Here is a 13,872-nt window from a genome sequence, read left to right on the forward strand (position 1 = left end):
TGCGGAGGCTGACCGACGACGAAGGAAATGCGAGAGCGGGGTGACGGAAATGGTGAATTTCTACCGTCAACCGGGTCGGCGACAGCGGTTTCTTCTTCCGGTGGACATGTCGGAGTGGGTTTCCGAAACGGACATGGTTCACCTCCTGCTGGATGTGATCGAGTTGATGGACCTGGCGGCGCTCGAGGGACGGTCGTGAACCGCCCAAACCGTTAGCAGGCGACTTGAACCGAAGGCTGGGGGCCATTCGGCAACGGGCTCAAGAAGGAGAAATAACCGATGTCAGATTCACTTGTGCTGCTGGATACCAAGGACCGGGTTGCGACGATCACCATCAACAACGCGGAAAAGCGCAATCCGTTGAATTTGCCGACCGTCGAGGCGCTGATTGACGCCTTAGAGGCGGCGGACGCCGATGACGAGGTGCTTGTCATCGTTCTGACCGGGGCTGGCGACCGCGCCTTCTGCGCAGGGGGCGATCTGAAGGCGGGCGCTGATGGCGGTCCGTTCACCGGCGACATCTCGCAGCCCGGACATTTCGTCATCGGCCTGTTTTCCCTGATGGAAAAATGCAACAAGCCGATCATCGGACGCATCAACGGGCATGCGATGGGCGGCGGATCGGGGCTGGTCTGCGCCTGCGATATTGCCGTCATGGCCAGCACCGCCAAGATCGCCACGCCCGAGGTCAAGATTGGGCTGTTTCCGATGATGATCATGCCGCAGATGATGAGGGTGATCCCGCGTCGTCGGCTCTTGGAAATGTATATCACCGGCGAACCCTGGACCGCCGAACAGGCGCTGGAATACGGTATCGTCAACTATGTGACCGAACCGGACGCGCTGGACGCCAAGGTGAACGAACTGACCAGCCTCATCACGACGCGCTCGCCCTCGGCCGTCCGGCTGGGGAAGTATTCCTATCACGCGATGCAGGACATGACGATCGAGCAGCAGTTCCGCTTTGCCGAAACGATGCTGCCGCGCATCGCAATGACCCAAGATGCGCGCGAGGGCTTTTCCGCTTTCATCGAGAAGCGCGTGCCAGACTGGACCGGGAGGTAGGGGGGATGATGACTGGGCGAACTGTGCGCATCGGCTGCGCCTCGGGGTTCTGGGGCGACACGCCCGAGGCGGTTGGCCAACTGGTGACGAAGGGCGACATCGATTATCTGGTCTTCGACTATCTTGCCGAGATCACGATGTCGCTGCTTGCGCGGGCGCGGACGAAGTCGCCGGAAGCGGGTTATGCGCCGGACTTTGTCCAGGCAGTTGCGCCTTTTTTGCCAGAGCTCAAGCGCAAGGGGATAAAGGTTGTCGCGAATGCCGGCGGGGTCAATCCGCGCGGCTGCCGCGAGGCGCTGGCCAAGGCGGCTGAGGCGGCGGGCATCGACATTTCGATCGGCGTCGTGCTGGGTGATGATCTGCTGGGCCGCGCGGACGAGATCCGCTCCCGCGGCGCGACCGAGTTGTTTTCGGGCGCGCCTTTCCCGGCCAAGCCGATGAGCATGAACGCCTATCTCGGCGCGCGGCCGATTGCGGCCGCCCTCGATGCGGGTGCCGAGATCGTGGTGACCGGCCGCTGCGCTGACAGTGCTGTGGCGCTTGGGCCGCTGATGCATGAGTTCGGCTGGAAAGACGACGATTGGGACAAGCTCAGCCAGGGCTCGCTGGCCGGCCACCTGATCGAATGCGGCCCGCAGGGCACGGGCGGCAACTTCACCGATTGGCAGGATGTGCCGGGCTGGGACGATATGGGGATGCCGATCGTCGAAGTGTCGGAAGACGGCAGCTTTGTCATGACCAAGACGCTCGGCACGGGCGGGCTGGTGGTGCCGGCCTCGGTCGGCGAGCAGATGCTCTACGAAATCGGCGATCCGCAGCGCTACGTCCTGCCCGATGTGATCTGCGACTGGTCGCAGGTGACACTGGAGCAGGTGGGGCCCGACCGGGTGATGGTGAAGGGCGCGCGGGGGCTGGGACGCACCGACAGCTACAAGGTGTCGGCCACCCATGCCGACGGCTGGCGGGCGATCACCACGCTGACGCTGGCCGCGATCGACGCGCCTGCCAAGGCCGAACGTGTGGCCGAGGCCATTCTGACCCGCTGCCGCCGCATTTTCCGCGGGCGCAACCTCGGTGATTTCCGGCAGGTCAGCGTGGAGGTGCTGGGCGCCGAGGCCGCCTATGGCGCCAACGCCCGCGCCCAGACCCGCGAGGTGGTACTGAAGATCGGCGTGACCCATGATGACCGCGATGCGCTGAACATCTTCGCCGGAGAGATCGCGCCGATGGCGGTCTCCTCCGCGCAGGGGCTGACGGGTTTCTTCGCCGGTCGGCCAAAGGTGCAGCCGGTGGTCCGTCTCTTCTCCTTCCTGCAGGACAAGGCCGATACCCCGATCGCGGTCGAGGTCGACGGCAAAGACTTGCCCGTCACCGTTGCGACCGAGGCGGTGCGACTTGATGCTTCCTCCGCGGCAGCGGTGGAAGGCCGCGAGGCCGGTCCCGGCGCGGTGATGGTGCGCCTGGTCGAACTGGCCTGGGGCCGCTCGGGCGACAAGGGGGACATCGCCAATATCGGTATTCTCGCCCGCAAGCCCGAGTATTTGCCCTATATCCGCTCGGCGCTGACCGAAGAGACCGTGAAGGACTACTTTGAGCATCTCTGCAATGGCCCGGTCGAGCGGTTCGAACTGCCCGGCATTCATGCGCTGAACTTCCTGCTGCACGACTCGCTCGGCGGCGGCGGCATCGCATCGGTCAGGATCGACCCGCAGGGCAAGGGCTTCGCACAGATGCTCCTCGATATCCAAATACCTGTGCCGGCCGATCTGGCCGCGCGCGACGGGCTGAACGCCTCGACCCCAGCTGAGATGACAAGCCCATGACCATTTCAAAACTTCTGGTCGCCAATCGCGGCGAGATCGCGGCGCGCGTCCTGCGCACCGCCAAGGAACGCGGCCTCGCGACCGCCGTGCTGCGCCATGCATCCGAGCAGGAGGGGCCAGCCCATGCCATCGCGGATGAGGTTGTGACCATCGATGGGCCCACGCCCGTGGCCGCCTATCTCGACATCCCGCAGATTGTCGAGGTTGCAAAACGGATCGGCGCGGATGCGGTGCATCCCGGCTACGGTTTTCTGTCGGAAAACGCGGGCTTCGTGGCCGCGCTGGAAAAAACGGGAGTGACCTTCGTCGGCCCGACCTCCGATGTCATCGACCTGATGGGCGACAAGGTACGCGCACGGGCCTTTGTCGAAGAGCGCGGATTTCCCGTCGCCCCGTCGGCCATCGAGGATGACGGCCCCGCGACCTTTATCGAACGCGCCCGTGCCGTGGGCTATCCACTGCTGATCAAGCCTTCGGCAGGCGGCGGCGGCAAAGGAATGCGCGTGGTGCGCGAGGATGCCGCGCTGGAGGCGGAGATCGAGGCCGCACGGCGCGAGGGCAAGCGCTATTTCGGAGATGGCCGGCTGTTTGTCGAACGGTATATCGAACGCCCGCGCCATATCGAGGTGCAGGTGATGGGGGACGGGAAGGGCAATGTGGTCCACTTCTGGGAGCGCGAATGCTCGATCCAGCGCCGATTCCAGAAGATCATAGAGGAAACGCCGTCTCCGGCGCTTTCGCCCGAACAACGCCTGGACATCTGCGAAACCGCCGCCGGGATTGCCCGCGCCGTCAACTACCGCGGTGCCGGGACGGTCGAGTTCATCTATGCTCAGGACGGTGCCTTCTATTTCCTGGAAATGAACACCCGCCTTCAGGTCGAACATCCCGTGACCGAGATGGTGACGGGCTTCGACCTGGTCGCCGAGCAGCTACGCATTGCGGCGGGAGAGGGGCTGAGCGCCGCCCAAGCCGACATTCCGCAGACGGGCCACTCGATCGAGCTGCGCATCTGCGCCGAGGATGCAACGGCCGATTTCCGCCCCTCGATCGGGAATATCCTGCTGCTGGACGAACCACGGGGCGAGGGGGTTCGCGTCGACAGCGGCATCCTGGACGGCGGTAAGGTGACGACCGATTTCGACCCGATGCTGTCCAAGCTGATCGTGCATGGATCGGATCGTGCGCAGGCCATCGCCCGTGCGCGTCACGCGGTGCAAAACTACGTGATCCTCGGTGTAACGACCAACACCGGCTATCTGGATGCGATCCTGGCCCATCCCGATTTCGCGTCGGGCGACGTCTCGACCGGTTTCCTGGCCGAGCAGGCGGATGCATTGACCGCGCCGGGCGAGAATGTGGACGACCTGCTGATGGTGGTTGCCGCCCTGTCGGACGAAAGGCTGGTGGCCGAAGTGATGCAGATATCGGATATGCACCGCAAGATGGGTGGTTGGAGAAACTGATGCGGAGGATATTTCAGATCGGCGGCGAAGAGACCGAATGCTGGCTCGCCCATGACGGCAGCCGGTTTATGCTGAATACCCCTGAGGGCGTGTTGCCCTGCCGATTGGACCCGACGACTTCGCCGGGCGGTTTTGTCTTGCGGGCGAGGGGCCTTGTCCGCGACGTCCGTCTAGCCGCTGGCCCCGAGGCGACATTTGTGCACATGGACGGTCGGTACCTACGAAGTCGGGCGGGTCGATCCCGCCGAGCGTCTTGCCGGAAGCGATGGCGGCGCGAGCGACGATCGGCTTGTGGCGCCGATGCCGGGGGTCGTCGTCTCGGTGGCGGTCAAACCGGGAGACATCGTTGCCGCGGGCCAGCCGCTTCTGGTCATCGAAAGCATGAAGCTTGAAACCACCCTTGCCGCGCCGCGCGACGGTGTGGTTGCCGAAATCCCGTTTGCCGCGGGCGACAGTTTCGGGCTGAAGGACGTCCTTGCCCAGCTGGCTCCGGAGGAGGACTGACCATGCGCCGGATCGAAAGCCAGATCGACACGAACGCCCCCGACTACAAGGCAAACTTCGCCGCCATGTCCGCACGGCTGAAGGAGTTTCACGCCCGCCAGCACGCGGCGCGTTTCGAGCGGCCCCAACGGGACAACGACCGCCTGGCACGCCAGAACAAACTGGGCGTGCGCGAGCGGCTGAAGCTGTTGCTGGACCCCGGCACGCCGTTCCTGGAGTTTTCCACCCTCGCCGCATGTCGCGAATATGACGGGGCGGTGCCCGGTGCCGCCGTGGTGACGGGCATCGGTATCGTACAAGGGCGCGAAGTCGCCATTCATGCCAACGATGCCAGCGTCAAGGGCGGGGCCTGGTATCCGCTGACCGTGAAGAAGATCGTGCGGCTTCTGGATGTCGCGCTGGAGAACCGCCTGCCGGTCATCCACATCTGCGACAGCGCCGGCGGCTTCCTGCCGCTCCAACACGGCGTGTTCCCGGACAGGTATCTGGGCGGCCGGGTGTTTCGCAACCAGGTCAAGCTGAGCCAGGCCAACATCCCCCAGATCGCAGTGGTCGGGGGGCATTGCACCGCAGGCGGCGCCTATGTGCCAACGCTGAGCGATTACAACATCATCATCGAGGGCACAGGCGCCATCTTTCTGGGCGGTCCGCCGCTGGTCAAGGCGGCCACCGGCGAAGAAGTCGGCGTTCAGGAACTTGGCGGGGCAGTCATGCACACCTCGGTCTCGGGCACGGGCGATTATCGCGCTGCAACCGAACAGCACGCCTTTTCTCTGGCACGCGAGATTGTCAGCCAGTGGAAGCGGATGCCCAAGACGATCATCGAGACTGCGGCTTGCGAAGAGCCGTACTACGATCCGAAGGAGCTCTATGGGATCATCCCCAAGGATCGGAAAACCCAGTTCGACATGCGTGAGGTGCTGGCGCGGATCGTGGACGGCTCACGCTTTCACGAATACCAGCCCGATTACGGCACCACGCTTGTCTGCGGCTTTGCCTATATCTGGGGCTACAAGGTGGGAATCCTGGCCAACAACGGGGTGTTGTTCAACGACAGCTCGCTTAAGGCTGCGCATTTCATGCAACTTTGCAACCAGAACCGCACGCCGCTGGTCTTCTTCCAGAACATCACCGGCTACATGGTGGGCCGCGAGTATGAAGAGCGCGGTATCGCCAAGGACGGCGCCAAGATGCTCATGGCGCAGGGCGGCTCGGTCGTGCCGAAATTCACAGTGATCGCCAATGCCTCGTATGGGGCGGGTAATTACGGCATGTGCGGGCGGGCCTGGGATGCGCGCACGCTGTTCATGTGGCCGCAGGCCGAGATCGGCGTGATGGGTGCCGACCAGGCCGCCAACACCTTGGCCGACGTCAAGATCCGGCAGCTTCAACGCGAAGGCAAAGAACTGACCGACGAGGAGGTCGCCGCGATCCGAGAACCGGTGCTGGAGCGCTACAAGCGCGACGTGGAGGCCTATACCTCGACCTCTGAGATTTGGGATGACGGCATCCTCGATCCCGTCAACACCAGAAATGCTTTGGCGATGTCGATCTCTGCCGCACTTAATGCTCCGATTGACGATCCGCACTACGGGATATTCCGCCTGTGACACGATAGCCGGTGCGATGAAAACCCATCTCGCTCAAATATGCACGCCTGTGGGATGGAACAGCCACCTTCATAAGCGGCCACGCACGAAAATAATCCGATCGGACAGCTGGTTTGTTCCGCCGCTTCAGGATCTGCCAGTACCGCTGCACATTGATTGGTGTCGGGTTGGGAACATCAGCGTAAGATTGATACATCCTCGGGTTCGACGAGCATCTCGATCCTGCGCGCGACGCCGGCGTCCGCCGAATGAGCCGCATCAAAGGATGCCAGCTCGACCCTTAGGGGCCAACCAACTGCGCCTCTCGCTTGCCTCCTTTACCCATGTCCTGATCTGTGCCCTACGCCGCCTCGGCCTTGCCCAGACGCCGCTGGCCCGGGCCACCGAACCATCCTCCTGGAACTCCTAAAGACCGGCGCACAGGTTCGCGTCTCGGAGCCCGCATCAAGGTGGCGATGGCGTCAGCTTGCCCCCTATGCCGACGTATTTGCCCTGGCGCATGCCCGAATACGCACCGCGCCCCCACTGACGTCTCCGGACTCCGGACCTGAACCTTTCCCGTAACCAGAACAGGAGACGTCGCCGAACAGACACCGCCGCTCAACGCGGCGCCGATGGCGCTTGTGCCCGAATGAGGCCAACCCTCCCTCGTCGTCCTGATAAAAACTATAAGGTGCCTGAACTCTCGACGCAGTGAGAGGATCGCGCTAGTGGGTCGAACTCAGCCAAGGCGAGCGCAGCATGCGAACACACAGCCTTCCTCAGCGGCGGCAAGCATTCGGTCCGTCCGCACAAGCGGCGCAGATCCTACTGGCTACCAACACTGGCGCCGGCGACAAGGAGATCGAAAGGACCGTCGGCGCAAGCGGATCGACGATCTATCTTAGCAAGCGCCGCTCGGTTCTTTCCGTCAAAGAACGACGCTGTCGACCCGCCCGAGCTTGCCACAGGCAAAGTCATAAGACAGGCGCAGGAGTTCGAGAACCGTTTCGATCTCCACCTCGTTTCGGGGGCCGTAGACCATAACTGCGGTTGACGGATCATGCCGGCCGCCGCCATCGGATGCGGCTCCGCCCAGCCCAGATCGACGATCTGCGGCACGGCCTCCTCCGGCAGCATCATGTGCAGGCTGCCGTCCTCCGGCGGATGGACATGGGCGAACTCATTGCCGATCATGAACGCCTTGCGGCAACCGCGGCCGTGCCCGTGTTTGAGGCACAGCGCCTCGGCGCCCGGGACAGAGATCATCGAAGGCTGGCGCGTGACAAAAGGAAAATCGAAAGCCCTGTCCTTGAACGCCCGATGGAACCGTGCATCCGGGTTCTGGCTGATCTGCGTATGCGGGGCGCAAGGCGTGGTCTTGGGCCTTGGCCCCTCGCGTGGGGGTATCTTCAGCACGACAGAGCCTCCGTAAGTGTCGTTTATCCCTGACCGATCAGAACGGCCTTCTTGGCAAGCAGAAAATCCCGCACCGACTGCCCGCCTTGGCCGGTCAGGTCTTGCACGTCGTTCGAGGTGACGTCCAGGTATCCTTCGGCGATGGCGACGTCGAAGGACGAGAAGACATCCGCTACGGAGTCTGGCATGCCCTTCTCTGTCATGGCGGCGACCAAGGCGTCCCGCGTGATCGGGACATAGGGGATCTCTTTCCCGGTGGCCTCGGACAAGATCACCGCAATTTCGGCCTGGCTGACGGCCGCGGGCCCGGTGATATCGCGGACCGAGGAACCGGTCTCGGTCAATAGGGCCGCGGCAGCCGCGCGGGCGCAATCGGCACGGGTGACATAACCCGCCTTGCCGTCACCCGCCGCAGAATAAAGGGCGCCCGCGCCGACAGCTTGTTGGCCGTTCATCAGCAAGAGATCGGCGTAAAGGCAGTTCCGCAGGATCGTATGGGAGATTCCGGTATCCTTGATTGACGCCTCGGTCTCGCGGTGGTACCTCGCAAATCCGATCGGGTTGCCCTCGTCCGGATTGGTGAGCGAGGTGTAGACGATGTGCGAAACACCTGCCTCTTTGGCGGCGGCTACGGCATTGCTGTGCGCGGCGAAGCGTTTGCCCGGGGCAAGGTCGTCCGTCGAAATGATCAGCAGCCGTCCGCCGCCGGCGAAAGCCGGCCCAAGCGTGGCCGGGTCATTGAAGTCTCCCGCCCGGATCTCGACGCCGCGCGCCCCAAGCGCCTCGAGCTTCTCCGGCGAGCGCGTGACCGCGACAAGGGGTTCGGCCCCTTCCTCAAGAAGGGCTTCGATGACCTGGCTGCCGAGATGACCGGATGCGCCGGTCACGATGAAGGGGCCCTTGATGGTGTTGGACATTTCGTGGTGTTCCTTTCCTTTTCCTGTCAACCGAACCGAAAGGCGCTTTCGACGGCACCAAGAACGTGATCATCCAGGGTTTTCCGGCCGATATCGGCGCCCGCCGCGCCGGCGATGACATGCAGCGGGATTAGGTGCTCTTCTCTGGGATGTGCATCGCGGCCGCCCGGGGCTTTGGACCAGTACGTCAGCCTGCGGTTTCGTTCCCCGGCATCCGGGCAGGTCACCGCCTCGGTCAGCCAGGCGTCGAACGTGCCGCCGACAGTGTCCCCCCGTGGTCCGCCGCGCAGGCTGCGCATCATCACACCCATGTTGTGATAGGTGTTGCCGCTGCCGATGATCAGCACGCCCTCGTCGCGCAGGGGCGCCAAGGCTTGACCCAGCGCGATGTGGCGTCCGGGATCGAGATCGCTGGCAAGCGACAGTTGAACACAGGGGAAATCGGCATCGGGAAAGGCGACCTTGAGCGGCACGAACGCGCCGTGGTCAAAGCCGCGCGCGGCGTCTTTCGCCGCCGGTAGACCGGCGGCACGGATCAGATGATGAACACGGTCGGCCAGCACAGGATCACCGGGGGCGGGCCAACTCAGTTCATAGGTGTGAGGCGGGAAACCGCCATAGTCGAACAGAAGCGGCGGGGCGGGGTTGGTCTGAACGGTGAACGCACGCTCCTCCCAATGACCCGAGATCACCAAGAGCGCCTTCGGACGATCGGGCAACGTGCCGGGCAGGCTCTGCAGGAACTGGCGGTGCCGGTCCCATTCATCCGGCGGGTTCCAATCCATGAAAAAGCAGGGACCGCCTCCATGAGGGATGAACACCGTTGGCATGCGAGTCATATCTGATTGTCCCTCCCGGCCTGACGGAAATGCTGAAGTTCGAGGCGCAAGACTGTGCAGCCGGAGCGCCTGTCAGACCTGTTGTCCTCTCATCACATTGCCATGAGGCGATTTGACCGCGCGGACGCGGTTTTGTGTCAGGAAGGAAACCACAAGCGCGACCAGAGCCAAGAGAGCGGGGGGCCAGCCGGGATCGCCCGCGCTCACATGCGCCGATACCGCCAGAAGAAGGTGCCAGAACATCGCGGCATAAGCGAAGTCAGTCAGAAAAGCCGAGGGACGCCAGAGTATCACGATCGCGGCCACGATCTTCACAGCGGCAAGCGGCCAGATCAGGTAGGTCGGGTAGCCAAGCATGCTCTCTACATCCCCGTCACCATGTCATTGGCCGTGACGTAGAAGATCGCCCCTCCCAGATAGACCAGGGCGACGAACCCTGTTGCAATCCAATAAGTGATACGCACCGTCCTGTCGCTCATGCCATCTTCCCTTTGCTTGCGTTGAATGTTGCCCGCTTGGTCGAGAATAGTTGAGTTACGGCGGAAATCAAAGTAGGAACGGAAAAGTAACTGCAGCAACAGGGAGTGGACACCGATGCCCAAGACGCCGCCACAGTGCCCGATGGACTCGATCCTGCGTCTGCTCATGGGGCCGTGGACGACCTACATCATCTGGGTTCTGATTGACAAAGGGCCGCAACGATTCGGAGCGCTGAGACGCTCCGTGCCGGGGATATCGACGCGAATGCTGACCGAACGCCTGCGGATGCTCCAAGGCGCCGGGGTCATATGGCGGGAACAGGCGGAGACGATCCCGCCTGCGGTGACCTATGGCTTGACGCAGCGTGGTGACGACCTGCGAAGCGTTCTGGACTCGCTCGGAGAAATCGCGGATCGGTGGAAGGCTGAAGGGGTCTTTGAAGGGGCAATGGACCGGATGCCGCTTAAAATGGGCAAACCCGGCAAGCGAGCCTTGTCTGCAAGCCCCGACGGGTGAGGGGAAGCCAGGCAAGAGATCGTTCGTAAGTTGGCAATACCTCCGCTCGCTTGCCGCGATTGATCTCGGATGGGTGCCGGGGATGTCTCCCTCACTAGTCACTGCCAAGTGTCTATGTTTGCACGGGGCATGGCGGTTTGCCACTTTCACTCGGCTGGGGCGGAGGCTCGCGTCGGTAAGGTTTCGGTGCGGGCTCAGGTCGGTTTCTCCCGTGCCTCCTGCAACGGTACGATATCCGATGGCTCTACGTCCGGGCGGTCGGCTTCGACCGCTTTCAACGGCTCGACAGGTGTCAATCCGGCAAGGCAGGCGCGCGCGAGTTCCTGATACTCGGCCGTTCCCCGTGTTTTCCACGCGACTTCATTCTCGGTGACTGCACGGATCACCTTGGCCGGTGATCCAACCACCATTGAGCGCGGCGGGATCACCATTTCACCCCGGACAAACGCCTGCGCACCGACAATCGATTCCGCGCCGAGCTCCACACCGTCCATGATGACCGCGTTCATTCCGACAAGGGCGTTTCGACCGACGATGCAGCCATGCAGGATCGCACCGTGGCCGATATGCCCGTCGGTTTCGACGACCGCTGCTCGGCCGGGAAAGGAATGAATGATGCAATTATCCTGTATATTGGCCCCGTCACCAATCTCGATCTTGCCAAAATCGCCTCGCAGGCTTGCTCCGGGTCCGATATAACAGCCATGACCGAGAACGACATTTCCTATGAGCACTGCCTGGGGATGAACGAACGTATCCTCGGGAACGACCGGCACAAATCCTTTGAAACTATAGCAATTCGCCATCCAGCTCTCCATTTCTCGTCGCGGGCGTCCGTAGTTGCGGGAACCAAACGCGCATCTTCCCAAAATCCCCCGAGCAACGATTTTCCCGGAAACTTGCACGCTCAACTGTTTAAGACGCCCTGCTGAACGATTCAAACACATGTTAGAAAACCGGGCAAGTAAACATCACCCACGCAGGGGCGATGTTGACAGGCGTCCGTTCCAGGGTGTTAAAATCTAACAACTGGTAGAAAATGGTCCGGCATCGGCGTTGGAACGTGGCGGATGGAAAGCGGGAGAGAGACATGAACGGCAAAGCCTATGTCACAGGCGTTGGAATGGTGGCCTTTCAGAAACCGGGCAAGTCTGAAAGCTACGACGTGATGGCTGCGAAGGCGGCGCGCACGGCGCTGGAGGACGCCGGACTCGACTACGACAAGGTTCAGCAGGCCTATGCCGGCTATGTCTATGGCGACAGCACCTGCGGCCAGCGCGCGCTCTACCGGGTTGGGATGACCGGAATACCCGTCATCAACGTCAACAACAACTGCTCGACCGGCTCGACCGCGCTGTTCCTGGCGCGCCAGGCGGTCGAAAGCGGCGCGGTGGACTGTGCTCTGGCGCTGGGTTTCGAACAGATGCAACCCGGCGCCATCGGCGCGATGTTCAGCGATCGGGTCAGCCCTTTTGCGGCCTTTGACGAAGAAACCGACAACCTGGTGGGCAATGCCGAGGTCCCGCTTGCGCTGCGGTATTTCGGTGGTGCGGGCAAAGCGCATATGGAAGAGTTCGGCACCACGCTGGAGACCTTCGCCAAGATCCGCGCCAAGGCCAGTCGGCATGCGGCCAAGAACCCGGTTGCCCTGTTCCGGCAGGAAGTGACGCCGGAAGACGTCATGGCGGCTCAGGTCGTCTGGCCCGGCGTGATGACCAAGCTGATGGCCTGCCCGCCGACCTGTGGCGCGGCCGCGGTAATCATCTGTTCCAAGGAATTTGCAGATAAGCACGGTCTCGACAGTTCGGTCCGCATTGCAGCGCAGGCCATGACAACGGACGGCCGGGAAACCTTCAACGCCCATGACATGCGTGAGGTCGTCGGGGTACTCGATGGCCAGGCGCGCTGCCGATCAAGTCTACGAGGCCGCCGGCATCGGCCCCGACGATGTGGACGTCGTCGAACTGCACGACTGCTTTGCCCATAACGAGCTGATCACCTACGAAGCGCTTGGCCTCTGCGGGCGCGGTGAGGCTGCGAAGTTTGTCGATGATGGCGACAACACCTATGGCGGCAAATACGTGACCAACCCGTCGGGCGGTCTGTTGTCCAAGGGCCATCCGCTTGGGGCGACCGGCCTTGCCCAATGCACCGAGCTTGTCCAGCAGTTGCGTGGTCAGGCCGAGGCGCGCCAGGTCGACGGCGCGCGCCTGGCGCTTCAGCACAATCTGGGCCTCGGCGGTGCCTGTGTGACCACACTTTATGAAAAAGCCTGACGAACTGAACCGGGAGGAGAGATGATGACTGGTAAACTCGACGGCCGCGTTGTCCTGGTTTCCGGTTCGGGCCGGGGCATCGGACGCGAAATCGCGCTGAAGCTGGCATCAGAAGGCGCGCGCGTTGTGGTGAACGATCTCGACGTCGACCCGGCCAACGAAACCGCCGAGGCGGTCCGCGCCGCCGGGGGCGAGGCCGTGGTCTGCGCCGGAAGCGTGACAGAGGACGGCTTTGCAGAGCGTTTCATCAAGACGGGCATGGACAGCTTTGGCGGGCTGGACATCATCGTGAACAACGCAGGCTACACCTGGGACAGCGTCGTTCAGAAGATGACGGATGAACAGTGGCAGGCGATCATCGACGTTCACCTGACCGCGCCCTTCAGGATCCTGCGCGCCGCCCAGCCGGTGATCAGCGCCAAGGCCAAGGAAGAGGCGGCCGCCGGGCAGGAGGTGTTCCGCAAGGTGGTGAACATCTCCTCGATCGCCGGCACTGGAGGCAATGCCGGCCAGATCAACTATTCCGCCGCCAAGGCCGGAATCCTGGGCATGACCCGGACAATGGCGAAGGAATGGGGGCGCTACAAAGTGAACGTCAACGCAGTGGCCTTTGGACCGATCCGCACCCGTCTGACCGAGGGCAGCGCCGACGGCGGCAACACGATCACGGTCGGGAACAGGGACATCAAGGTCGGCGTCAACCCGGACCTGCTCAGCCAAATGGAGCGGATGATCCCGCTGGGCCGGGTCGGCACGCCCGAAGAAGCGGCTGGTGCCGTCTATCTTTTCTGCTCGCCCGAATCGAACTTCATCTCGGGCCAGTATGTGATCTGCGGGGGCGGCTTCACCATCTGACCTATGCGGTCGCAAGCCCGCATGGCGGGGTCTGAACACCGCCGACATTGTGGCCGGGCGGTGCGCATATCGGCTATTTCCTTGAAAGGCTGATGCAAAATAAGCCCTTGAAGCACGGTTGAC

The 13,872-nt window shown here is 62.8% G+C and carries 14 protein-coding genes and 2 pseudogenes; 10 read left to right on the plus strand and 6 right to left on the minus strand.

What is annotated here, in order from left to right; translation table 11 throughout:
• Nucleotides 1-49: 49 nt before the first annotated feature.
• The 7 genes and pseudogenes from LRS09_RS27630 to LRS09_RS27665 all read left to right on the plus strand — a co-directional run.
• Complete coding sequence (locus tag LRS09_RS27630) at nucleotides 50-199, plus strand: hypothetical protein (protein WP_257810451.1); 150 nt, start codon at nucleotides 50-52, stop codon at nucleotides 197-199.
• Between the two features lie 80 nt (nucleotides 200-279).
• The gene (locus tag LRS09_RS27635; RefSeq protein WP_257810452.1) at nucleotides 280-1,065 is read left to right on the plus strand and encodes an enoyl-CoA hydratase-related protein; all 786 of its coding nucleotides are present in this window, start codon (nucleotides 280-282) and stop codon (nucleotides 1,063-1,065) included.
• 8 nt (nucleotides 1,066-1,073) lie between these two features.
• Entirely contained in the window at nucleotides 1,074-2,888 is a 1,815-nt protein-coding gene (locus LRS09_RS27640; RefSeq protein WP_257810453.1) for an acyclic terpene utilization AtuA family protein, read from the plus strand.
• The gene (locus tag LRS09_RS27650) at nucleotides 2,885-4,354 is read left to right on the plus strand and encodes an acetyl/propionyl/methylcrotonyl-CoA carboxylase subunit alpha (protein WP_374684946.1); all 1,470 of its coding nucleotides are present in this window, start codon (nucleotides 2,885-2,887) and stop codon (nucleotides 4,352-4,354) included. Before LRS09_RS27640 ends, LRS09_RS27650 begins: the two co-directional genes overlap by 4 nt.
• A 300-nt stretch (nucleotides 4,355-4,654) precedes the next feature.
• Nucleotides 4,655-4,858 (plus strand): biotin/lipoyl-containing protein, encoded by a 204-nt coding sequence (locus tag LRS09_RS27655; protein WP_257810457.1) that lies wholly within the window; start codon nucleotides 4,655-4,657, stop codon nucleotides 4,856-4,858.
• Between the two features lie 2 nt (nucleotides 4,859-4,860).
• Nucleotides 4,861-6,468 carry an acyl-CoA carboxylase subunit beta gene (locus LRS09_RS27660; RefSeq protein WP_257810459.1) on the plus strand — a complete coding sequence of 536 codons (1,608 nt, stop codon included), beginning with the start codon at nucleotides 4,861-4,863 and terminating at the stop codon, nucleotides 6,466-6,468.
• Between the two features lie 280 nt (nucleotides 6,469-6,748).
• Nucleotides 6,749-7,032 (plus strand): annotated as a pseudogene (locus tag LRS09_RS27665) (transposase); the annotation flags it as partial.
• A 243-nt stretch (nucleotides 7,033-7,275) separates the two neighbouring features.
• Here the strand turns inward: LRS09_RS27665 and LRS09_RS27670 are convergent.
• From LRS09_RS27670 to LRS09_RS27690, 5 genes are all read right to left on the minus strand, one after another.
• On the minus strand, nucleotides 7,276-7,866 hold the full coding sequence (locus tag LRS09_RS27670; RefSeq protein ID WP_257810460.1) for a luciferase family protein: 591 nt from the start codon (nucleotides 7,864-7,866) through the stop codon (nucleotides 7,276-7,278).
• 23 nt (nucleotides 7,867-7,889) lie between these two features.
• Entirely contained in the window at nucleotides 7,890-8,783 is an 894-nt protein-coding gene (locus LRS09_RS27675) for an SDR family oxidoreductase (protein WP_173194951.1), read from the minus strand.
• 26 nt (nucleotides 8,784-8,809) lie between these two features.
• Nucleotides 8,810-9,622 (minus strand): class III extradiol ring-cleavage dioxygenase, encoded by an 813-nt coding sequence (locus LRS09_RS27680; protein ID WP_257810462.1) that lies wholly within the window; start codon nucleotides 9,620-9,622, stop codon nucleotides 8,810-8,812.
• A 72-nt stretch (nucleotides 9,623-9,694) separates the two neighbouring features.
• Nucleotides 9,695-9,979: a hypothetical protein gene (locus LRS09_RS27685; protein ID WP_257810463.1), complete on the minus strand. Its 285-nt coding sequence runs from the start codon at nucleotides 9,977-9,979 to the stop codon at nucleotides 9,695-9,697.
• Between the two features lie 5 nt (nucleotides 9,980-9,984).
• Entirely contained in the window at nucleotides 9,985-10,224 is a 240-nt protein-coding gene (locus tag LRS09_RS27690) for a hypothetical protein (protein WP_257810464.1), read from the minus strand.
• Between LRS09_RS27690 and LRS09_RS27695 the strand changes: the two genes are divergently transcribed.
• The gene (locus LRS09_RS27695) at nucleotides 10,217-10,618 is read left to right on the plus strand and encodes a helix-turn-helix domain-containing protein (RefSeq protein WP_257810465.1); all 402 of its coding nucleotides are present in this window, start codon (nucleotides 10,217-10,219) and stop codon (nucleotides 10,616-10,618) included. The genes LRS09_RS27690 and LRS09_RS27695 overlap by 8 nt on opposite strands.
• Nucleotides 10,619-10,812: 194 nt before the next feature.
• Here LRS09_RS27695 and LRS09_RS27700 read toward each other — a convergent pair whose 3' ends face one another.
• Nucleotides 10,813-11,424, minus strand: coding sequence for a transferase hexapeptide repeat family protein (locus tag LRS09_RS27700; RefSeq protein WP_257810466.1), 612 nt, complete (start codon nucleotides 11,422-11,424; stop codon nucleotides 10,813-10,815).
• Between the two features lie 284 nt (nucleotides 11,425-11,708).
• Here LRS09_RS27700 and LRS09_RS27705 point away from each other — a divergent pair.
• Both LRS09_RS27705 and LRS09_RS27710 read left to right on the plus strand, forming a co-directional pair.
• Nucleotides 11,709-12,894 (plus strand): annotated as a pseudogene (locus LRS09_RS27705) (lipid-transfer protein).
• Nucleotides 12,895-12,915: 21 nt separating this feature from the next.
• The gene (locus tag LRS09_RS27710) at nucleotides 12,916-13,749 is read left to right on the plus strand and encodes an SDR family NAD(P)-dependent oxidoreductase (RefSeq protein ID WP_257810467.1); all 834 of its coding nucleotides are present in this window, start codon (nucleotides 12,916-12,918) and stop codon (nucleotides 13,747-13,749) included.
• Nucleotides 13,750-13,872: the final 123 nt, after the last annotated feature.

Origin of the sequence: Mesorhizobium sp. J428 (assembly GCF_024699925.1) — a bacterium.
Lineage (GTDB): Bacteria > Pseudomonadota > Alphaproteobacteria > Rhizobiales > Rhizobiaceae > Mesorhizobium_A.